This window comes from Cesiribacter andamanensis AMV16 (genome assembly GCF_000348925.1).
Taxonomy (GTDB): domain Bacteria; phylum Bacteroidota; class Bacteroidia; order Cytophagales; family Cyclobacteriaceae; genus Cesiribacter; species Cesiribacter andamanensis.
Window position 1 is genome coordinate 42,367 of record NZ_AODQ01000013.1, and the last position, 20,308, is coordinate 62,674.

Consider the following 20,308-nt stretch of genomic DNA (forward strand, 5'->3'; position numbering starts at 1 on the left):
AAAATAGGGTGTGCTAAAAGTAAGTTACTAAGGGTTAGAGGGTTATAGTTCGAAGTTGATTCCTTCTTTTTTCAGCTGGAAGTATTTTTTTTCATTGAACTGGTACAGATTGCCAGGACGACCGGCCCCTTCCAGTTGCTGTTTTTCTGTGGTTTCTTCCAGAAAGCCAAACTTCAGGATCTTCTTTTTAAAGTTCCTTCTGTCTAGCGGGCGGCCCAGCACCGTCTGGTAGAGTTTTTCAAGTTCGGAAAAGGGAAAGCGCTTATCCAGCAGTTCAAAGCCAATGGGTTCATAGATGATTTTCCCCTGCAGGCGTTTAATGGCTTGCTGGAGTATGTCCCGGTGGTCAAAGGCAAGGGGGGGTAGGTTCTCTACATTAAACCAGGCGGCATCGCTGGCGTCTGTATTGGCCTTGATCTCAAATGCATCGGGTTTTACCAATCCGTAGTAGGCTACGGAAACCACCCTGTTTCGGGGATCCCTTTGGGGCTGTCCAAAGGTATACAGTTGCTCCAGGTAGTTGATGGATATTCCGGTTTCTTCTTTTAGCTCCCGTTCTACAGCTTCTTCCAGCGATTCATGATCCCTGACTAGGCCCCCTGGCAGGGCCCATGTTTTCTCAAAGGGCGCTACTTTTCGTTTGATCAACAGCACCGACAAGCCCTCTTTAGATGTATACCCAAAGACAACGGCATCTACTGCAAGTTTTATGTTTTGGAGAACAGTCATGAGCTAAAGGTAGCAATTCACGTAAATATTACGCAAATAATTAGGTCGTTTGCGGATGGGCCGGCCAAAAGAGGCAAATACCTACAGCTGTGGAGCGCTAAAACTTTCTGGCAATGAGTAGTGCATTGGTAGGCGGGGGCAGGAGTTTCTGCAGCCGGCCGCTTCTCTCATCCTTGCTGAAGAGTGCAACTTTATTTTCAAAGCGGTTTTGCTGAATCCAGGGATTTGTATACGCAGCAGAACTTTCCATTACACTAAAACCGGCTTCCTCAAGCTGGTTTTTCCAATCCGTAAAACTCCAGAAACAGAAGCGCTCGTGCATTTCGCTTTGCCAGTTATCCGTATAATCTTTGGTGAGCATAAACTCTGCCGCATCCCGCAGGGGAAGGCAAACGTATTCCTGCTGCCCAATGCGCTGGAGACTGTAGGAGATCTGATCGCCCTCCTCTTTGCGAAAGTCTTGTGCAAAGCGCAGAAAACGGGTGTATGTGGAGCATTCATTCAGGTACTTTGCCAAAGCCCTGGCATCGCAGAATTCCTGCTGGTAGTCATCATTACGGCCGTCCTCCCTATTGAGCCACATATACACCAGGCTGTCTCCCTTTTCGGGGCCTATTACATCTCTATTGATCCAAACACCACCACTTTCCAGCTCATTATAGCGGTTTTTTATAAAGTTCAACAGGTCGGCCCGGCTCCCATAGGATTCAATTTCATGGGTGAGCGAAGAGGTATGAATGGTATTCATGGATTCCGGCTCAAAGACCAGAGATGTAACCGCATTTTTTTGTCCAAAAAACACATTGGGATTTTTGAACTCGCCATTGTGCTTACGCTGCAGGCAGATATCATAGAGCTGACGGGCCAGTTCTATCCCATAGAAATCTGACTCCCGATGCCGGGGGTCTTCGCAGGCCTGTTTGATCCAGGAACCCACCGCACAACCGATATCCCCAATTCTGCCAGCTTGTATATAGGCAGCGGTTTCCTGGTATTTAATCTCCGCGATGTCGTCCATCTGCCGCACATAGCTGTTGTAATCTCTGGATTCGGTAATGTCGCCATCATCGCCAATGATGGGATCGGATAGAATTCCTTTCACTTTTTCGCCCAGCCGATACGTTTTCCAGATTGAAAAGCTGGCAGGATGGATGTTTTCGATGATCTCCTGTTCGCACTGCCACTGGTCTGCATTGCCGATTAATTGTACCAGATCCCAGGGAAGTAATGTAGAATAGCAAAGGGGTTGGCTACTGCTCAGTTCTGCCGGTAGTATGGTAAAACCCAATTCCTCGTACATATTCATGACAGGTGTAGAACAAACAATGCAAGTGTTGGCAGGATCTAGCTTGAGCTGTTGTTCACTCTGGTGCCGGATTTGCTTAAGGGTATAGGATGCAAAATTCTCCAGCGTACCTACATCATCAATGCCAAAAACATAGCAGCGAACAGGGAGCTCCTTACAGAACTCCTGAATCATCATGGCCCGCAAATAAAAAGGGATGGGGTTTCGCTTGGTGCCACTATGGTTGGCAGAGGTTACAGCAAAAATAATGGCCTGCACGGGTTCTTTCTTTCCAATGTAGGCTCCATGTACGTCTTTAGCCTTTGCTAAACCTGCATGAATAAGCTTGAAAAGGTATTTAAACTGAAAATCGGTAAGGATATGATGCCGACCCGGAAACAGCAGGTACATAGGTTGTAAGTTGAGATGGAAAGATAGCAGATAGGGCGGAATTAAGCCAAGCGTTATCACGTACCTTCATGATTAGACACTGGCTTTTTCTGATAGCCCCCCGGCACTCCTAGGCTGGAAATACTCTGGAAAAACCCACATTAGTAAGGGGGAGCTGGAGCGAATAGAGGGGGTGCAGGGCAAGAAACTTTAAACTATTGCCCTGGACTGCCCCTGTTTTCTAGAGCTTCGGGTTAACACCCATGCTGGCGGCCAGCTGCTGATACAGTGCCTGCTGGTCGTGCGTAAGCCCCTTTCGGCTGCCTACCCGCTCTAGCAGGTCCATGGCAAAGCGGCCGCGCTCATTGCGCAGGCTGTAGGAGTTGGCCATCAGCAGTTGCTGCACAATGTGGGTGGCCTGCTGGGGGCTTAGTGCTGCTGCGTGGCGTATGTAAAAACGTTCGATAAAAGCCAGGGACTCCTCCAGTTGCCGGCTGGGCTGCTGCTGCCCATAGGCCTGCTGCACTACTTTGGCATGAAAGGCAATGGCCAGCCCATAGGCCTGGTGCGGACACAGGTGCCTTAGTGATTTTAGCAGGCTGCTGGTCTGGGCGGCCATTTCTGCAACGCCTATGTCCCGGTCAAAGAACTGTCCCGTATCGGGGTTCCAGTTTAGGATGTTGTACTGCAGAAACTCAAAGCGGTCAAACTCCACCATCCAGTCGGTGCGCCAGACCCCTTCCAGCCGGTGGCCCTCCAGCACCATGCGTTTGAGCAGGTAGTAATAGCGAGAATCCGCATCGATGGCGCGCCAGTCAAAGGCATCGCCCACAACCTCCGCAGATGCGCTTTCCTGCCGGCAGTCCACATCCAGGGCCGGATAGTCCCGCAGCGCATTGGTAAATTTCAGGTAGTTGAGGTAAAGGTGGTAATAGCGGGGATCTTCCGGCACCCGGAGGGCGCAGGCCAGGCGGGGCGAAAACTTGCCTTCTATGATCTTCTGAAAGATGTAGGCCTGCACACTGACCAGATCGCCATAGACCTTGGCATCGGGCCTGGGCTTGCCCTGAAGGTGCTGGATGTACTGCAACTCGTAACGGTTCTGAATACTGGTGAAGGTTTCCAGGGCCAGCGCTTCAAAGTCGCAGAGGAGCTGTTGGCCCCGCTCAAAGCGTTCGGCCTGCTCATAAAAGTGGATCAGACTGTATTCATACACCTCCCGCTGGGGCCGCAGGCTGCAGAGCCGTTCGGCCTGCAGGCGGCCGGCCTCTACCTCGGCTTGCAGGTAGTTGCGGATGCCCAGCATGGCTTTGATCAGCCCGGCCCTGCGCTGGCCCGGCTGCTGGTAGCGGAAGGCCAGTTTCTGAAAGTGCCCAAAGGCCAGTTGCTGCTGCTGTTCGCCGGTAAGTTTCTGGAGAAGCTCCAGCCAAAGCTCGGCCTTGCGCTGGCGGGCCAGCAGGGGTTCCCAGCGCTCCTGCTCCTCTTTGCTCAGAAAGAATTCCTTCCACTCCTCCCGGCTCCGGTAGGTGCTGTCAAGGCCCCTGCGCTGGAGCTGATCGAAAAAGAGCGCCCAGTTCTCCTCCGTGTGTACGGTATAGGGGATGCTGTCGCCCTGCTGCTGCTCCAGGGCCCTGATCAGGATTTCGGCCCGCTTTTCCTGCAGCCGGCTGTTGTTCTCCAGGCTGCCTTCTACCGAAGCCCAGGCCCGTATTTCGGCCTTATCAATCACATAGAGGGTATCGGTCAGAAAGGCCCGGATGGTTTTTACATCTTCCGGATCGGGCGCAGCCATGTTTTTTTCAAAGAGCAGGCCAAAGCGCTTGCGGCGCGCAATGCCCAGGGCGGGGGTATAGGGGTAGGGGGCTGTGCCGGCATACCAGCGGCGGGAAATATCCTGAAAGTAGCTTGCCCTGTCAAACGGACTGCAATTGGAGAACTCCAGGTAAGGCAGGCCGGTGATCTGCTGCCCGGGCAGGGCCTGGAAGTGCAGCAGGGCAAAGGGCTTTTTCTTTCGGTAAAAGGCCAGGGTGTAGCGAGTGGCGGTAGCCGGCGCCTGGCCCACCTGCAGGCGATACGGGGCCTTTGCAGCGCGGAGGCTGCGCTGCTTTCCCTTCAGCGCCTTCCGGAAGCGCCTTTGGTTGGTTGTACCCCTGCTTCGCTCCTGGTATTGCGGGTAGAGCTGCGCCCGCAGGGCCTCCCGGTCCAGGCTGGAGGTGCTGTCTGTTTCTGTTAGCAGCTGTAGGCTGCTCTGGCGCCGGTTGAGGCTAGCCCCCAGGACCGGGAGCTTGTCAAAAAGCAGTACCACCTCTCCCTGCTGCAGTGCCAGGGGGTCCAGCTGGTAGCCGCTCTGGCTCAGTTTTTTCAGCAGTCGTTTTTCTTTAGGCCGGGCATCGGGCAGGGGTTCCAGCTTCCAGAACAGACCCCGGTCCTGCCCCTGCAGCGGCAGGCATAGGCAGATCAGCAGCCCCAGTAGGGAGAATGTTGGGCAAAACAGGGTGGGTAGCTTCATTCAGCGCAGGGTGTAGTCATGCTCATCTTAACGGTGAGGATATGGCATGAATTGCAGGAATGCTGTAGAAAGTTGGAATTTTCTCCCTGTCGCCAGGCTAAAAAAGGGCCTCCAGTACCTCTACAGCCTACCTTCCCTATCTCAGGAAAACAGCGCGTTGCCCGCAGGGCAAGCGGAATATACCCCCTGTAGTATCTTACTTCTTTGGCATCTCCCAATCGTCGGTGCGGAAGCTGGAGGCGGGCAGGCCCTGGCGGTTAAAGAGGTTGGGCTCGGCGGTATTGCTCCAGGCAAAGCGAACGGCCACCGGCTTTGCTACCCCTTTGGCGCGCACCACCAGGGTGGAGCCTTCTATGGTGGCCTGGGCGGGCACAAACTGCTGGTCTTCGCCGGCAATCTCAAAATGGGTAAGCGCACCCCCTTTGGCCACCAATCCGCCCTCGGCATAGTCGAAGTGGAGGCGGATCTTGTCACCCTCTGTCTGCATTTGCCGGTACAGGGGCCCCGAGGCCGGAAAGCCAGTTTGCCCATACGTCTTGTTGAGGGCCAGGTGGGCAAAGCGGCGGCCAACATCCAGCTTGTTGGAGGGGTGCATATCCTGCACATCCCCAATATCGCTGAGCACCACCATGCCGGTTTTTGGCACCCGCAGGCTGCGGCGCTGCCCATCGCGGATCAGTACGCCCTGGTAGGGGCTGCCATAGGCATAGGGGGCTATCTGGGCAAAGTAAAAGGGAAACTCCCAGCCCCAGGCGCTACGCCAGCTGCGGATCAGGGTGGGCAGCAGCTCCTGGTAGGTATGCGGACTGTGGATGTTGGATTCGCCCTGGTACCAGAGCACCCCGGCCAGCCGGAAGGGGATCAGGGGGGCAATCATGGCATTGTAGGCCTTGCCGGGCAGGTGTGGGCCATAGGGGCGCTCCCAGGCTTTGGCGGCTTCTTTTGCCAGCAGGGGGCTGGCGGCAAGGGTATCGGCATGCACCCAGGTTTCGGCAGGGGTTCCGCCCCAGCTGCTGTTGATAATGCCAATGGGCACCCCCAGCTCCCGCTGCAGCTCCCGGGCAAAAAAAGTAGCCCACGGCGCTGAATTTTTTCATGCTTTCGGGGGTAGAGGCCTTCCACTCGCCGCCCAGGTCCAGCTGCGGACCATCGGCGGTGCGGTGGGCTACCGAAAACAGGCGAATGCTGGGGTGGTTGGCCTGCAGAATCTCGCCCTCGGCCCCATCGATGCCCGCCGAAGCTGACCACTCCATGTTGGACTGGCCCGATACCAGCCATACTTCCCCAATCAGCACATCTTCCAGCAGGATGCCCGTATAGCCCAGGATCTGGACCGTATAAGGCCCTCCGGCCTTAGGGGTTGTGAGCATTACCTGCCAGCGGCCGTTGGGGTCGGTCTTTACGCTGTGTTTCTTTTTGTCCCATGAGGCGGTAACCCGGATGGTCTCTCCGGGCCGGCCCCATCCCCAGAGGGGTACCTGGGCCTGCTGCTGCAGCACCATGTGGCTGGCAAAAATGGCGGGAATTTCAACGGCGCCAAGGGGGGTACAGGATAACAGGAGCATGAGTAGGGCAAGAAGAGGAAGGGTTTTAATAGGCATAGCAGGCAACAGGCTGTTCATAAAATTAAGAGGATGTTGGCGCCCCGGCAGGAAGGGCAGCACCCTGCCGAAACCATTTGGTGTTTAACGAAACAATCACTGTAATTGTAAGCCCCACCAGCGCCACCAGCGCAAAAGAGGCCCGCAGGCTTAGCAGATCGGCGATAAAGCCAATGAGGGGTGGCCCCAGCAAAAAGCCCACATAGCCCATGGTAGAGACCATGGCCAGCGCAATACCGGGCGAGAAGCTCTCATTCTTGCCCACCTCGGTATAGGTGAGTGGAATCACTGATGAAGTGCCGGCCCCCACCAGAAAAAAGCCCAGGATGCCCGTAAGCAGGCTGGGGTAGAGCACCGCCGTCAGCAGCCCCAGGCAGATGAGCAGGCCACTGATCCTGATGATGGTGGCGCTGCCGTAGCGGTTGGAGAAGTAATCGGAAATAAAGCGGCCCAGGGCCATCATGCCCAGAAAGGACATATAGCCAGCTGCCACCATGCCCTCCTGCGCACCGATCACCTGCTTAAAATACACCCCGCTCCAGTCAAACATGCAGCCCTCGCAGATCAGTCCGCAAAAGGCAATCGAGGCCAGGATCAGCAGGTGGCGGTCGGGCCGTTTCAGTACCAGCTTTTTGCTGCCCCCCGCCCCGCTTTCCCGGCTCAGGTGGCGTACGCTTAGCAGCAGCAGGATGATAACGCTAAGGCTAATGAGCATAAAATGGTTGACCACCGGTACTTGCAGGTAGAGCATGAGGGCCCCAATGCCCGCCCCGCAAAAGCCCGCCAGGCTCCAGAGCCCATGGAATGAGGCCATGATCACCCGCCCAAAGTGCTGCTGTACCACCAGCGCCTGTGCATTCACCGAAATGTTGAGCAGGTTGGCAAACATGCCAAAAAACAGGATGCTGGCGCCCAGCAGGGGTACCGAGGGGGCCAGGCCCAGCATCACCAAACTGATGCTAAAGCCAATAATGCCCACCGTGGCGGCTCGTCGGCTGCCAAAGGCATCTACCACATAGCCTGAAATGGGCAGGGCAAAAAGCGCTCCCAGCGGGCGGATCAGCAAGAGGCTGCCCAGCTCGCTGTCGCTAAACGCAAAGGCTTCCTTAATATCCGGAATGCGGGAGGCCCAGGTAGAAAAGCAGAGGCCGCTCTGAAAGAAAAGGGCGCTGAGCGCCAGGCGCTGTCGGGTTTTGAGCTCCATAGGAAAGCAATGCATATAAGGGGTGCATTGTTCAGGCAGGGGGTAAAAAATACGCAGCCGGGGGCCGGTCAGGGAAAGATACCCCTAAACAAGGGGATAGCAGGATACCAAAAAGGAAAATCTCTGCTGCATAGCCTGACCCGCTCTACGGGCGTAATGGGGGCCAGGAAAGATGGTTTGGAGGAATTAGGGCATAGCCTGGGTGAAAGAATGCTCCTATGTAATCCTGAATGATAGGGCCATAACTATATGTAAATCAATCATTTATAAAAATATTTCTTTCATTTCATGCACAGAATTACGCAACTTTTTATAGCTTTAATCTAATTCTGTTTTTTACCATGTACCCTGCCCATACCTGGAAGGCCTTTTTGCTAATGGCGGCGCTCTCCCTGGCTGCTGTTACAGGTTGGGAATGGTACTGCCGCTACAGCGGAAAAGAGCTTTCCTATCCCAATTCAAAGGGATTTTGGGCACAGCAGCGCCGCCTGCTGGCGGATGATCCTACCGCAACCGTCATCATTGGTTCTTCCCGGGTACAATTTGGTATTGACCTGGATACCTGGGCGCAGGAAATGGGCCGCAGGCCGGTGCAGCTGTCCATGGAGGGAAGCTCACCCCTGCCTATCCTCAGCCACCTGGCGCAGGATCCGGCATTCAGGGGCAGCCTGCTGGTGGGGGTAACGCCCAACTTATTTTTTAGTCCGGAGCAGTCCAGAGGGGGGCAAAAGGCCGCCAAGCTGGTGGCGCATTATCTGCAGGAATCTCCTTCGCAGCGCCTCGGCAATGCCCTTAACCTGGCGCTGGAAAGCCGGCTGGTGTTTCTGGATGAGGACCAGCTGGGCCTTGATCGCTTTCTGGAATTTGTAGAGCTGCCCAACCGGGAAGGGGTCATGACCATGCCTCAGTGGCCCTATCATTTTACCACGCTTACCAAACACCGCCAGCGGAACATGAGCCAGGCCTTCCTGAACAGCCGGCAGGCGCAGCTGCAGCAGCTGGCCGTTTGGCGGACCTTTATGGGCTGGGAGAAGCAGGCGCCCGTGCTGGCAGGCGAGGGGCTGGCCCGGCTGTTTGAGCAGATCAGGCAGGATACCGAGGCCATTCGCAGCAGGGGAGGAAGGGTGCTGTTTGTGCGCATGCCCTCCACCGGCTCTTACCTGGCGTTTGAGGATGCGCGCTATCCGCGGGAGGCCTACTGGGACCAGCTGCTGGCCAAAACAGGCTGCAAGGGCTACTATTTTTCAGATTATCCGGCCCTTTCGGGCTTTGACTGTCCGGAAGAATCTCACCTTACCCCTGCCGATGCCAAACGCTTTACCCGCAGCCTGGCAGAAATTATCCGGTCGGATAAGCTGCCGCCCATTATTGTGGCCTCCAAGGCGCAGGCCCCATAAGCAGCGGGCAGCGCCCGGAGACTATCTCCCTGAGAAAAGGGGCTATCTGTTTTTTTAAACCATAACGGGGGTCCTTTGCCCTCTGATAGCAATCCATTTTTCACACAACGCCTGTACCCAATACCATGTATCCACCCCATGCCTGGAAGTCTTTTTTAGTAATGCTGCTGCTGGTGGCCGCTGCCGGCCTTGGCTGGGAGTGGTATTGCCGCACCCGGGGATGGGAGATCTCCTATTCCCCCCTCTAAGGGAGGCTGGGCCCAGGAGCGGCGTAAGGTGTCGGAGCAGGCCCTGCCTACCGTCATCATCGGCTCCTCCCGGGTGCAGTTTGGCATTGATCTGGATACCTGGGAAGAAGTAAGCGGGCAGCGGCCCATACAGCTGGCCATGGGAGGACGCTCGGCCCTGCCAGTCCTGGACGATCTGGCCCGGGATGAGCACTTCAGGGGCAGGCTGCTGATAGGGGTTACGCCCGATCTGTTTTTTGTGCGGAATACCGATCGCTCGGTGTTGGAGGCGGGGGACGTAGTGGCCTACAGTAAGGAGCAGAGCCCCTCGCAACGCCTGAGCCACTGGCTGGGTGCTGCGCTTGACAGCCGGTTGGTTTCGCTGGAAGAAGACGGGCTCAGCATGCAAAGTTTTATGGACCGGCTGGTGCTCCCCAACCGGCAGGGGGTGCCGGAATTTCCTGTATGGCCCTATCAGTTCAGCAGGGGCACCGCCGACCGGCAGGAAAAAATGCTGCAGGCCTTCCTGAACAGTCCGGCCTATCAGCAGCAAATGATCGGGGTGTGGGCAGAATTTTCTGCCTGGGAAGTGCAGCCAATGATCAGCGGCGATACCCTGCAGCAGCTGCTGGAGTCGGTCAGGCTAGCCTGCGACCGGATTGAAAAAAGGGGCGGAGAGGTGCTGTTTGTGCGCATGCCCTCCACTGGCTCCTACCTGCAGCGGGAGAAAGAAAAATACCCACGGGAGCACTCCTGGGATCTGTTGCTGGCGCATACCGGCCGGCGGGGCTATTACTTTGCCGATTATCCCAGCCTGGCTGGCTTTGACTGTCCGGAAGAGTCGCACCTGAGCCCCGAAGATGCCAAAACATTTACGCGCAACCTGCTGGAAATCATGCGGTCCGACAGGCGGCCGCCCCTGATCATCGCCTCACATCCACCCACCCCTTAACCTATCCGGCCATGCTGTTCAATTCTCTTAGCTTTATTCTGCTCTTTATACTGGTGCTGGTGCTGCACTACCTGCCCCGCCTGCCCTGGAAGATCAAAAAGACCAACCTGCTGCTGGCCAGCTACCTGTTTTATGCAGCCTGGAATCCCCCCTTTGTGATTCTGCTGTGGATCTCCACGCTCATTGATTTTTTTGTGGGCCGGCGCCTGTATTATGTACATGGGGTGGCCATGCGGCGGCTGTTGCTGGGCCTGAGCCTGCTGGGCAACCTGGGCCTGCTGGCCTTTTTCAAATACGGAGGCTTTCTGCTTGATAATTTTGTACAGCTGCTGGCGTTGGGCGGCATTTCCTACACCCCTGCCAAGCCCGATATCATCCTGCCTGTGGGCATTTCGTTTTACACCTTCCAGACACTTTCGTATACACTGGATATTTACCGCCGCAATACCACCCCGGAAAAAAACCTGCTGGACTTTGCGCTGTATGTGACCTTCTTTCCGCAGCTGGTGGCCGGCCCTATTGTGCGGCCCGATGGGCTGCTGCCACAGTTTAAGGAGCCCAAGCGGGCGGGTCTCAACCAGTTTTTCTGGGGGCTCTTTCTGCTTACGCTGGGTCTGTTCATGAAAATTGTGCTGGCCGATGTGATCATGGCCGGCCCCTCCGATCAGGTGTTTGGCGCCCCCCAGGCCCTCAACAGCCTGGATGCCTGGGTAGGAGTGCTGGCCTTTTCGGGGCAGATCTTTTTTGACTTTGCCGGCTACTCCACCTGTGCCATAGGGGTAGCGGCCTGCCTGGGCTTTTACCTGCCGGATAATTTCCGCTACCCCTATGCAGCGGTGGGCTTTAGTGATTTCTGGCAGCGCTGGCACATAAGCCTTTCCAGCTGGCTGCGGGATTACCTCTACATCCCCCTGGGCGGCAACCGCAAGGGGCCCCGCCTTACCTATGCCAACCTGCTGTTTACCATGCTTATTGGCGGGCTGTGGCATGGCGCCGCCTGGACCTTTGTGGTCTGGGGCGGGCTGCATGGGCTCTACCTGATGGCCGAGCGGCTACTCAGGGGGGCTGTGCAGGCCCCTCCCTGGCTTAAAACCGGACTGGCGCAGTTTGGACTGGGCTTGTTCACCTTCTTTCTGGTCAACATCACCTGGGTGTTTTTTCGGGCGCAGGATTTCTCCACTGCCTGGCGCCTGCTGCAGTCCATGTTTGGCTTTGCGCCAGAAGGGGCTAAGATTCTCTACACTCTGAGTATTTTGCTGGTGCTGACGGTGGTAGTGCTGATGGTGGCAGCGCACTGGATCATGCGCCGGCGCTCAGTGCTTGGGGTGGCTAGCCAGTCGCCTTACTGGGCTACGGGCATTGGCTGGGCAGGCATGCTGCTGCTGATCCTCTGGGCGCAAAAGACCAGCGAAAGTTTTATCTACTTTCAGTTCTAGGCCTCTAGCAGGTGCACGCCGGTACCGGTGCGGCTGGGAAAATAGACCTTACCCTCCCGGATGCTGACCCCCTCGGCAATGTCTTCCTTCAGCAGGAGAGCGCCGTCCAGATCGGCATAATCCACCAGGGGGAGCAGCTGGGCAATGGCCGAGATGCCTACGGTCGACTCGGTCATGCAACCCACCATGACCTGCAGGCCCAGCTGGCGGGCCCTGCCGATCATGCGCAGGGCTGGGGTAAGGCCGCCGCACTTGGTCAGTTTTATGTTAATGCCGTGGAAGTGTCCCTGGCACAGCGCCACATCACCCTCCCGCTGGCAGCTCTCATCGGCAATCAATGGCAGCGGCGATTGTGCAAAGAGCAGCTTCATGCCCTCTGCATCGCCCGCCGGCAGGGGCTGCTCAATGAATTCAACCCCCAGGCCCTGCAGGGCACGGGCATTGGCCAGGGCTTCAGAGACCGTCCAGCCCCCGTTGGCATCTACCCGAAACAGCGCCTGTGTATGCCTGCGCAGCTCCTGTACAATTTTGATATCATCAGGGGTACCCAGCTTTATTTTGTAGATGGGCCAGGGCTGGTCCAGCATTTTCTGACGCATGCCGGCTACCGTATCCATGCCTATGGTGTAGTTGGTTAGGGGTAGCCGGTGCAGGCTAAGCCCCCAGTGCTCCCAGAGGGGTTGCCCCAGTTTTCTGGCCCAGAGGTCATGCATGGCCACATCCAGCGCACAAAGGGCAAAGGTATTGGCTTTCAGAAAGGGGGCGCAGCGTTCCCAGAGGGCATCGGGCGTCAGGTTGCCGCTGTCTTCGATCAGGTGACGTATCTCCCCCAGGGCTTCCATCATTCCGTCCTGCTGTATGCCGTAGTAGGAGGTGGCAGCCGCTTCTCCCCAGCCGCTGTGTTCGCCATCGGCCAGCTCTACCAGCAGGGTTTTCTGGCTTGAGCGCGAGCCGTGGCTTGTGGTAAAGGGCTGGCTGAGCTGCAGCTCATAGGGATGTAAGCGAAGTTTCATGGGGGCAAGCAGCGGATGATGCGGAGCCTTAAATTTGGTGGATAATAGGCTAATTTCCTATTTGCAAAGGGGGAGTTGTTGCTTGCCGCCTGCCCGTTGGCGGCTAGCGGCCAGGCATGCCGCTTTGGCGCTTGCGTCCCAGCAGGCTGCCCGCAAGCAGGGCTGCGCTGCCCGCTGCCACCAGGTAGGGGAGGCCCCACTCCCGGCTGCCCGCCACAGCACCCATAAAATCTACATAGGGCATGCCCTGAAATACCCCATAGCACAAGATGAGCAGTACCACCTGAAACAGCTTGCCACCGCCCGTAAGAATGCCCGCAAAAATAGCCAGGCTCGGCAAAAAAAATACCGCTGCCAGCAGGGCACCTGCCGCATACACCTCTCCGGCCAGGGCGCTCCGGAGCAGCACGCCAGCCGCCAGCAGCAGGGCCCAGAGTACGGCCGCCCCCCAGGAGGCCAGCAGCTGCCGGCTTAGCACATGGGGTGCCGCAAAGAGCAGCTGTTCGGTCTGGTTGATCTTTTCCCGGGAGCCCAGCGCCGACCAGACCAGTACCTGCAGCAGCCAGAGCAGGAGCAGCAGGCGCTGATGGGCCAGCTGGAGGTCTACAAAAAAGGTAGCGACAAACAGGCCGCCTGTGGCCAGCCACCACCAGTGGGACTGGCCCCGCAGCATCAGCCGGGCTTCGGCCAGGAGCAGGGGCAGTGTACTAAAGCGCAGCCTGGGGAGGGGGAGCCGGGAGTAGGGGGTAGGTGTACCGGTGGCGCCTTTGGCCCTGCCAGCGCCCCTTTTGGTGGTTTCGTAGGCAGGGTCGAAGCGGCGAAAGGCTGCGGCCCCCAGCACCAGCAGCAGCCCGGCCAGGCCCAGCCAGTAGAGGCGGTAAAGCAGTTGCAAGGGGCTGGGGCTCACTGCGGCAAACTCCACTGTTTGGATGGCATGCCGCCCATCTCCGTGCAAAAAGCCAATGGATTGTCCGCCGCTATAATCGCTTACCTGCTGGCTAAGCTGCGCTTTGAGCAGGTGAAAGCTGTTTTCTACCCCAAACAGGTCAAAGGCAAACGCCCCCACCCCCTGAAGGCTGTGCGAGCTGTGTGAATTTCCCAGAAAGAACATAAAGCCAATAAAGTACAGGATGTTCACCAGGCCGGCATTCAGACGCCTGAAACTTTCTGCTACTGCTGCCAGGCAGGCAATGAAGAAAAGAGCCGGAAGGGGGATCCACAAGAAAGGCAGGTAGAGCTGCCATAGGGTCAGGCTGCCGGTTTCGCTGTACAGCAGCAGGAGCACGGTAGCCATGCCCGCCACTGCCAGCACAATAGTGAGCAGTACGGCAAAATTACTTAGGGCCTTCCCCATCAGGTACTGTAGTTTGCTTACCTGTGTGGTGGCGATGATCTGGCCCAGTCCGGTCTCATAATCGCGCTTTACCGAATTGTTGACCAGGTAAAAGCCAAAGAGCGACAAAAATACGCTGCACATCATGGCCACCATATGGCCCACCCAGGTGGCATTGTACAGCCCCCGGTAATTGCCCAGGCGTACCGTTATGTAGTCGGCCTCGGGTGAGGGCACAAACGTATAGGCCGCATAAAGGCACACCCCCAGTGTCAGCAGAAAGAGGGGGCTGCGGACCCGCTGCAGAAAGTCGGCCCGGGCTATGTGGTAGAGACTATACATAGGCAGAGGCTTTAGCTTTGTGGCTTACCTGCCAGAGGTAGGCATCTTCCAAGGTGGCCCGCACGGGCGTTTCGGTAGAGTGGGCCGGCAGGCCGGAGGCATTCAGGTAGCGGGCCATCCAGCCCCCCTGGCGCCGCATGGTATGGATGATCTGCTGCCGGCTGGCAAAGTCCTTCAGCTCGGCCTCCTCCAGCAGGGCTTCGTACACCTTTCCTTCTACCCCCTGCAGGATCTCATGCGGATAGTTGTGCTGCAGCAGGCTGCCTCCGTTTATGATGGCAATGCTGGAGGCAATGGTCTCAATATCGGAAACGATGTGGGAGGAAAGGATCACCAGCCGCTCGCCGGAGAGCTGTGACAGCAGGTTGCGAAAGCGTACCCGTTCTTCGGGATCAAGGCCCACGGTGGGCTCGTCCATGATGATGAGCCTGGGATCGTTCAGCAGTACCTGGGCAATGCCAATGCGCTGGCGCATGCCGCCCGAGAAGGTACGGATGGGCTGGTGGCGCACCTCTGTGAGGTTTACCTCTTCCAGTAGAGCCTCAATGCGCTGGCGAGTGGCCCGGCCGCTCATGCCCTTAATGGCAGCCAGATAGGTGAGAAACTCCTGGGGACTCAGGTTGGGGTACACACCAAAATCCTGGGGCAGGTAGCCCAGCACCCGCCGCAGGGCATTGGGGTTTTTGAGAATATCAATGCCCTCCCAGTGTACACTGCCGGCTGTGGGCTGGGTAATGGTAGCCAGGATGCGCATAAGGCTGGACTTGCCCGCCCCATTGGGGCCCAGCAGGCCCAGAATGCCGTTTTGCTGCTCCAGGCTGATGTTGCGCAGGGCGAGCTTGCCGCCTGCATATTCCTTGCTTATGTTCTTGATCGAGAGGCGCATGTGGGTAACGTCCGGTAAACAAAAAATGATTTGTCCCGAACTTGCGGATATTTCCGCTCAGCAGCAATGGAAATGTGATGAGGGGTTGATTTTCAGGATAATGTGCCGGACAGGAGGCGCTGCCTTGTACCTGCCTGCAGGCGGGGCAGGGGCCGTAGAGGGCGATCGCCCGTTGGGCTGACCTGTGCCGGGGCCGTTTCCTTACTGCTGGTTTGCGGTCGGTTGCTGATCCGGAAGTAGGGCGCCGGAGTGAGGTTCGGCCCTGCTGGTCCTGAGGCAAGCAATGGGGTGCTGATTAGGGTGGAGGGTTAGTGTTTTTTTTACATGGAGCATGGGCAGGGGGGCGTGCCGCTGCCTAGCGAAGGGAGGCAGCACCGGGAGCCAGCTGTGGCCGGGCAGTATGGAGCTCGGGGGCGTTTTCGGACACGCGCTCGGCCCGGCCGTAATTTAACGTGTCATTAATGTCCGGATAGGCATGCATGCCATGCTCGTGGATGTCCAGCCCATCCAGCTCTTCGGCCGCCGATACGCGTATGCCAAGGCTATATTTGAGGGCCAGAAATAGCACAAAAGCAAAGCTGAAGGAAAACAGGCCCACGGCCCCAATGCCAATCAGCTGGCTCATCAGCTGGGCCGTGCCGGCCAGGTTACCAAACAGTCCCACCGCCAGTGTGCCCCAGATGCCACACACCAGGTGAACGGACAGGGCGCCTACCGGATCGTCGATGCGCAGTTTGTCAAACAGCACCACAGAAACCACTACCAGGCCACCTGCCAGCAGGCCAATAAGGCAGGAGGAGAGTGGTCCCATCTGATCTGCCCCGGCGGTAATGCCTACCAGGCCGGCCAGTATGCCATTGAGCACCATGGTGAGGTCGTTGGTTTTAAACAGCAGCTGCGACATGAGAAAGGCGCCAATAGCACCCGCTGCTGCTGCCAGCGAGGTGGTGACAAAGACCAGCGATACCAGTTCCGGATCGGCCGAAAGCACCGAGCCGCCATTAAAGCCATACCAGCCAAACCAGAGCAGAAATACCCCCAGGGTAGCCAGGGGCAGGCTATGGCCGGGTATGGCCTTTACCTGACCGTTTACATACTTGCCAATGCGCGGCCCCAGCAGCAGAATGCAGGCCAGTGCCCCCCAGCCCCCTACCGAGTGCACCAGGGTAGAGCCGGCAAAGTCATAGAAGGGGGTGCCGCCGTTCACCCCATCGGCAACATTGGCCAGCAGGCTGGGAAACAGGCCTCCCTCACTGCCCAGAGTATCCAGAAAACCACCACCCCATTTCCACATGCCGGTAATGGGGTAGCTAATGCCCACATACAAGAGAGCAAAAAGCAAAAAGCTGTTAAGCTTAACCCGCTCGGCTACCGCCCCGGAAATAATGGTGGCCGCAGTAGCGGCAAACATGGCCTGAAAGATAAAATCGGTCCAGTAAGTATAGGCTCCATTGGCATAGGCCTGTAGCCCGGCTGCCCCCATGGGCATGCGTAGCCCCCATCCGGCAAAGCCAAAAAAGCCGCCCGCCGCACTCTCGCCGGGATACATCAGGTTAAAACCCAGCAGCGCATAGGTTAGAATGCCAAGGGCGGGAATCAGGGTGTTTTTAAACAGGATGTTGACCGTGTTTTTGAGCGGGAAAGGCCCGATTCAAGTGAGGCAAAGCCCAGGTGCATCACAAACACCAGTATGGTAGCCATGAGCATCCACAGGTTGTTGGTTGTAAAGAGCGCTTCGTTCATGCTGATAAAAATTAGGTTGTTTTAGGATGTCTGAAAGGGAATGCAGGTTAGAGCGCAGCTGCGCCTTCTTCCCGGCTGCGAATGCGAATGGCGCGCTCTACCTCTGAGATAAAAATCTTACCGTCGCCAATCTCGCCGGTGCTGGCTTCCAGTAGTATGCATTCCACCACATCCTCGAGCTGGTCTTCTGTTACCACTACTTCCAGTTTGGTGCGCGGTATAAACCCCACATCATATTGCGCGCCGCGGTAGGTATGGGCCAGGCCTGCTTCTTTTCCAAATCCCTTAACCTCCATCGAATACATAAAGGGCAGCCCCAGGCGGGTGAGGGCCGAGTGAACCTGCTCGAATTTGGAGGTCCGGATAATCGCCTCAATTTTTTCATGGTTAGCAGATTTAAAAATAATAGTTTAAAAACAAGGGTAAAATTTTAACCTATTTTCTCTAAAAAATATGTTTTTTCCAAAATATAGGTTTTGAAATTAGGCTACTATTCAAAATATACTGTTTGTTTATAGATGATATGGCTAATTTAATAACCTAATTTCCTGATTTGACAGAATTTCAAACGGATGCGGAGATTTTTGAGATTTTTTGGAAAAAAAATTGAGCAAAGAGAATAGTAAGATCTTAAAAATGAGGCGATATCTTTTTGAACATCTCCTATGGGCGCTCAGGCGCCCGGCCAGGATTGAGAAAAGCCCGGCAGCGCTGCTCTACCCCCTGCAAAGGGTGCGTTCTTGTGAAATTGGAGGGTGCCGGAGCAGGACCAACCGGCAAAGGTGGGGCAGGTAACAGAAGTGCGGGCCTATTGAGGCGGTACAAAAAACCTGGCAGGAAAGCTCCCGCCAGGTTTATCAATGGTCATGAAACGGTTACGCTCCTATACTGCTACCAGGCTATCGGCAGGCAGCTGGGGGGCACCCATCAGGATGTCGGCGCTGGCAAACTCCTCAAACTTGCCGAAGTTTTTGATGAAGAGGGTGGCCAGTTTGTCCAGGGTCAGGTCGTAGAGCTCAGGGTCCTGCCAGCGCAGGCGTGGGTTGAGGAGCTCAGCCGGAACCCCGGGGCAGCTCAGCGGATACTGCAGCTTAAAGACCGGCAGGGTCTGGTAGGCTACCGCATCCAGCTCACCCCTGAGGGCTGCGCTGATCATGCTGCGGGTATACTGCAGGGAAATACGCCTGCCGGTGCCATAGGCGCCGCCTGTCCAGCCGGTGTTCACCAGCCAGATGCTTACCTTGTGCTCCCGGATGCGGGTGCCCAGCAGCTCGGCATATTTGGTGGGGTGCAGGGGCATAAAGGGAGCCCCAAAACAAGCGGAAAATACACTTACCGGTTCGGTGATGCCCACCTCGGTGCCGGCCACCCGGGCTGTGTAGCCGCTGATAAAGTGGTACATGGCCTGCTTTTCGGTAAGGCGGGAAATGGGCGGCAGCACCCCGTAGGCATCACAGGTCAGGAAGAAGATATGGGTGGGATGCTCACCCTTTGAAGGGATCACAGCCCCGGGAATGTAGTGCAGCGGGTAGGATACGCGGGTATTTTCGGTTACCTGCTTGTTGGTATAATCTACCGTGCTGGTGCCGGGAATAAAGCGGGTATTTTCCAGAATGGCACCAAATTTAATGGCTCCCCAGATCTGGGGTTCATGTTTTTCTTCCAGGTTGATCACCTTGGCATAGCAGCCCCCTTCAAAGTTAAAGATGCCCTTCCGGGTCCAGCCATGTTCATCATCGCCAATAAGCCGGCGGTCGGGGTCGGCCGAGAGGGTGGTCTTGCCTGTGCCGCTCAGGCCAAAGAAGAGGGCCGTATCGCCCTGCTGGCCCATGTTGGCGCTGCAGTGCATGGGCAGTACATTGCGCTGGTCGGGCAGCAGGAAGTTGAGCACAGAGAAAATGCCTTTTTTGGTTTCGCCGGTATAGCCGGTGCCCCCTACCAGTATAATGCGGCGGCTAAAGTTGATGATGGCAAAGTTTTTGGCCCGGGTGCCGTCTTTGACCGGATCTGCTTCAAATTCCGGAACGGCAATAATGGTAAAGTCAGGGGTGAAATCCTGCAGGGCTTCTGCCTCGGGGCGGATAAACATGTTGTAACAGAACAGGTTGTGCCAGGCCTGGGTATCAATGATGCGCACCCGCAGGCGGTAGTCTTCATCGGCCCCGGCATAGGCATCCCGGATGTAGAGCTTTTTGTAGGTGAGGCTATGGATGATGCGGGTGTAGAGGGCATCAAAATGGGCCTCATCATAGGCAATGTTAATATCGCCCCACCACACCTTATCCTCTGTAAGGGCATCTTTAATGATGTAGCGGTCTTTGGGCGAGCGGCCGGTAAAGGTGCCGGTGTCGCACATCAGGGCGCCGGTGTCGGTTAGCTGGCCTTCGCCGTTCTTAATGGCTTCTGCCACCAGCTCGGCGGGGGTGAGGTTCCAGACTACCCCTTTGGCGTTGGAGAGTCCCAGGGCAGATAAGCCCCGGAAGATGGACTCCAGGTTAGACGTTCTCATGTGTGAAAGGGTGTTTTAGGTTTTGTGGATCCCCTTTGGTGAAGGAGGGGAGGTACAGAAGGTATGGGTACGTGGGAAGCCTGTTGGGGCATCAGCCGCCAAAAAGTAGCTGGTATTGCAGCACCAGCATGTGTTTGCGCATGTCTTCGGTTACAAGGTGTTCCGAGGCCCGGAATACGGGCCGGCTCTGGTAGCCCAGCGTAAGCTTGCTCCGCTGGCCGTTCAGCAGGTAGTGCAGGCCGGTATTCCAGATGAGTACCGGGTCGTGCAGCGCCTCCAGCCGACCCCACTGCAGGGAAGCATAGGCCTGCAGCTGGCGCTGGTTGCGGGTATCGGCCGGCCTCAACCAGGCCAGCTGCAGGTACCAGTTGGCGCCGGTGCCCAGCACAGGGGCCCCATTGCCCCGGCCGTTGACCCACTCGCCCGGCACCGCGCCCGAGGCCGGGTTGTTGGCCCCCATGTAGCGCACAAAGCGGGGACCCAGCCGATACTGCAGGTATGCCAGGTAGACCGTAAATGCCCGCTTACGGGCCAGGGGCTGATCATAAAAAAGGTCGGCCGCCAGTACGCCAGCCCCATGATAGAGCGTATCCGCCCCCTGCAGCGACCAGCTGGTCTGGGGCTGGTGCAGGGCGCCAAGGCCCAGGTTCAGAACCCTTTTTTTTCCCAGGTAGCTGCCGGGTGCATAGGGGGTGGTTTGTCCCTCCTGCTCCAGAAACTGGTACTTGAGGTAGCCGGAGAACTGGTAAGGG

14 protein-coding genes and 2 pseudogenes are annotated in these 20,308 nt (G+C 56.8%); 4 read left to right on the forward strand and 12 right to left on the reverse strand.

What is annotated here, in order from left to right; all coding sequences use genetic code 11:
• Window positions 1–42 precede the first annotated feature (42 nt).
• The 5 genes from ADICEAN_RS04155 to ADICEAN_RS04175 form a co-directional block, all read right to left on the reverse strand.
• On the reverse strand, window positions 43–729 hold the full coding sequence (locus ADICEAN_RS04155; RefSeq protein WP_009194275.1) for an NUDIX hydrolase: 687 nt from the start codon (window positions 727–729) through the stop codon (window positions 43–45).
• A 97-nt stretch (window positions 730–826) separates the two neighbouring features.
• A complete protein-coding gene (locus tag ADICEAN_RS04160; RefSeq protein WP_009194276.1) occupies window positions 827–2,425 on the reverse strand; it encodes a class I SAM-dependent methyltransferase in 1,599 nt (532 codons plus the stop codon).
• A 220-nt stretch (window positions 2,426–2,645) separates the two neighbouring features.
• Window positions 2,646–4,913: a hypothetical protein gene (locus tag ADICEAN_RS04165; protein ID WP_009194277.1), complete on the reverse strand. Its 2,268-nt coding sequence runs from the start codon at window positions 4,911–4,913 to the stop codon at window positions 2,646–2,648.
• A gap of 196 nt (window positions 4,914–5,109) precedes the next feature.
• Complete coding sequence (locus ADICEAN_RS22955) at window positions 5,110–5,949, reverse strand: sialate O-acetylesterase (protein WP_009194278.1); 840 nt, start codon at window positions 5,947–5,949, stop codon at window positions 5,110–5,112.
• 590 nt (window positions 5,950–6,539) lie between these two features.
• Entirely contained in the window at window positions 6,540–7,718 is a 1,179-nt protein-coding gene (locus tag ADICEAN_RS04175) for an MFS transporter (protein WP_009194279.1), read from the reverse strand.
• A 341-nt stretch (window positions 7,719–8,059) separates the two neighbouring features.
• On the opposite strand from ADICEAN_RS04175, the gene ADICEAN_RS04185 reads away from it, so the two are divergent.
• The 4 genes from ADICEAN_RS04185 to ADICEAN_RS04195 all read left to right on the forward strand — a co-directional run bounded on the left by ADICEAN_RS04185 (window position 8,060) and on the right by ADICEAN_RS04195 (window position 11,730).
• Window positions 8,060–9,115, forward strand: a complete 1,056-nt coding sequence (locus tag ADICEAN_RS04185; RefSeq protein WP_009194280.1) for a hypothetical protein — start codon at window positions 8,060–8,062, stop codon at window positions 9,113–9,115.
• A gap of 125 nt (window positions 9,116–9,240) precedes the next feature.
• Complete coding sequence (locus ADICEAN_RS23500; RefSeq protein ID WP_009194281.1) at window positions 9,241–9,363, forward strand: hypothetical protein; 123 nt, start codon at window positions 9,241–9,243, stop codon at window positions 9,361–9,363.
• Window positions 9,364–9,391: 28 nt separating this feature from the next.
• Window positions 9,392–10,294 (forward strand): hypothetical protein, encoded by a 903-nt coding sequence (locus ADICEAN_RS04190; RefSeq protein WP_040396178.1) that lies wholly within the window; start codon window positions 9,392–9,394, stop codon window positions 10,292–10,294.
• An 11-nt stretch (window positions 10,295–10,305) separates the two neighbouring features.
• The gene (locus tag ADICEAN_RS04195; protein WP_009194283.1) at window positions 10,306–11,730 is read left to right on the forward strand and encodes an MBOAT family O-acyltransferase; all 1,425 of its coding nucleotides are present in this window, start codon (window positions 10,306–10,308) and stop codon (window positions 11,728–11,730) included.
• Here the strand turns inward: ADICEAN_RS04195 and ADICEAN_RS04200 are convergent.
• From ADICEAN_RS04200 to ADICEAN_RS22535, 7 genes and pseudogenes are all read right to left on the reverse strand, one after another.
• Window positions 11,727–12,743, reverse strand: a complete 1,017-nt coding sequence (locus tag ADICEAN_RS04200; protein ID WP_009194284.1) for a dipeptide epimerase — start codon at window positions 12,741–12,743, stop codon at window positions 11,727–11,729. The two genes, ADICEAN_RS04195 and ADICEAN_RS04200, sit on opposite strands and share 4 nt — an antisense overlap.
• A 103-nt stretch (window positions 12,744–12,846) precedes the next feature.
• Complete coding sequence (locus ADICEAN_RS04205) at window positions 12,847–14,418, reverse strand: ABC transporter permease (protein ID WP_009194285.1); 1,572 nt, start codon at window positions 14,416–14,418, stop codon at window positions 12,847–12,849.
• Window positions 14,411–15,304: an ABC transporter ATP-binding protein gene (locus tag ADICEAN_RS04210; protein ID WP_009194286.1), complete on the reverse strand. Its 894-nt coding sequence runs from the start codon at window positions 15,302–15,304 to the stop codon at window positions 14,411–14,413. The genes ADICEAN_RS04205 and ADICEAN_RS04210 overlap by 8 nt, the downstream gene beginning before the upstream one ends.
• A gap of 355 nt (window positions 15,305–15,659) precedes the next feature.
• Window positions 15,660–17,047, reverse strand: a pseudogene (locus ADICEAN_RS04215) (ammonium transporter).
• A gap of 47 nt (window positions 17,048–17,094) precedes the next feature.
• A complete protein-coding gene (locus ADICEAN_RS04220; protein WP_316928503.1) occupies window positions 17,095–17,454 on the reverse strand; it encodes a P-II family nitrogen regulator in 360 nt (119 codons plus the stop codon).
• A 476-nt stretch (window positions 17,455–17,930) separates the two neighbouring features.
• The gene (gene pckA / locus ADICEAN_RS04225) at window positions 17,931–19,556 is read right to left on the reverse strand and encodes a phosphoenolpyruvate carboxykinase (ATP) (RefSeq protein WP_009194290.1); all 1,626 of its coding nucleotides are present in this window, start codon (window positions 19,554–19,556) and stop codon (window positions 17,931–17,933) included.
• Between the two features lie 91 nt (window positions 19,557–19,647).
• A pseudogene (locus tag ADICEAN_RS22535) lies at window positions 19,648–20,308 on the reverse strand (hypothetical protein); the annotation flags it as partial.

Bases quoted from the DNA above. Each gene is read 5' to 3' on its own strand.
- ADICEAN_RS04155 (WP_009194275.1), bottom strand. From the start codon at position 729: ATGACTGTTCTCCAAAACATAAAACTTGCAGTAGATGCCGTTGTCTTT.
- ADICEAN_RS04160 (WP_009194276.1), bottom strand. From the start codon at position 2,425: ATGTACCTGCTGTTTCCGGGTCGGCATCATATCCTTACCGATTTTCAG.
- ADICEAN_RS04165 (WP_009194277.1), bottom strand. From the start codon at position 4,913: ATGAAGCTACCCACCCTGTTTTGCCCAACATTCTCCCTACTGGGGCTG.
- ADICEAN_RS04175 (WP_009194279.1), bottom strand. From the start codon at position 7,718: ATGGAGCTCAAAACCCGACAGCGCCTGGCGCTCAGCGCCCTTTTCTTT.
- ADICEAN_RS04185 (WP_009194280.1), top strand. From the start codon at position 8,060: ATGTACCCTGCCCATACCTGGAAGGCCTTTTTGCTAATGGCGGCGCTC.
- ADICEAN_RS23500 (WP_009194281.1), top strand. From the start codon at position 9,241: ATGTATCCACCCCATGCCTGGAAGTCTTTTTTAGTAATGCTGCTGCTG.
- ADICEAN_RS04195 (WP_009194283.1), top strand. From the start codon at position 10,306: ATGCTGTTCAATTCTCTTAGCTTTATTCTGCTCTTTATACTGGTGCTG.
- ADICEAN_RS04200 (WP_009194284.1), bottom strand. From the start codon at position 12,743: ATGAAACTTCGCTTACATCCCTATGAGCTGCAGCTCAGCCAGCCCTTT.
- ADICEAN_RS04205 (WP_009194285.1), bottom strand. From the start codon at position 14,418: ATGTATAGTCTCTACCACATAGCCCGGGCCGACTTTCTGCAGCGGGTC.
- ADICEAN_RS04210 (WP_009194286.1), bottom strand. From the start codon at position 15,304: ATGCGCCTCTCGATCAAGAACATAAGCAAGGAATATGCAGGCGGCAAG.
- pckA (WP_009194290.1), bottom strand. From the start codon at position 19,556: ATGAGAACGTCTAACCTGGAGTCCATCTTCCGGGGCTTATCTGCCCTG.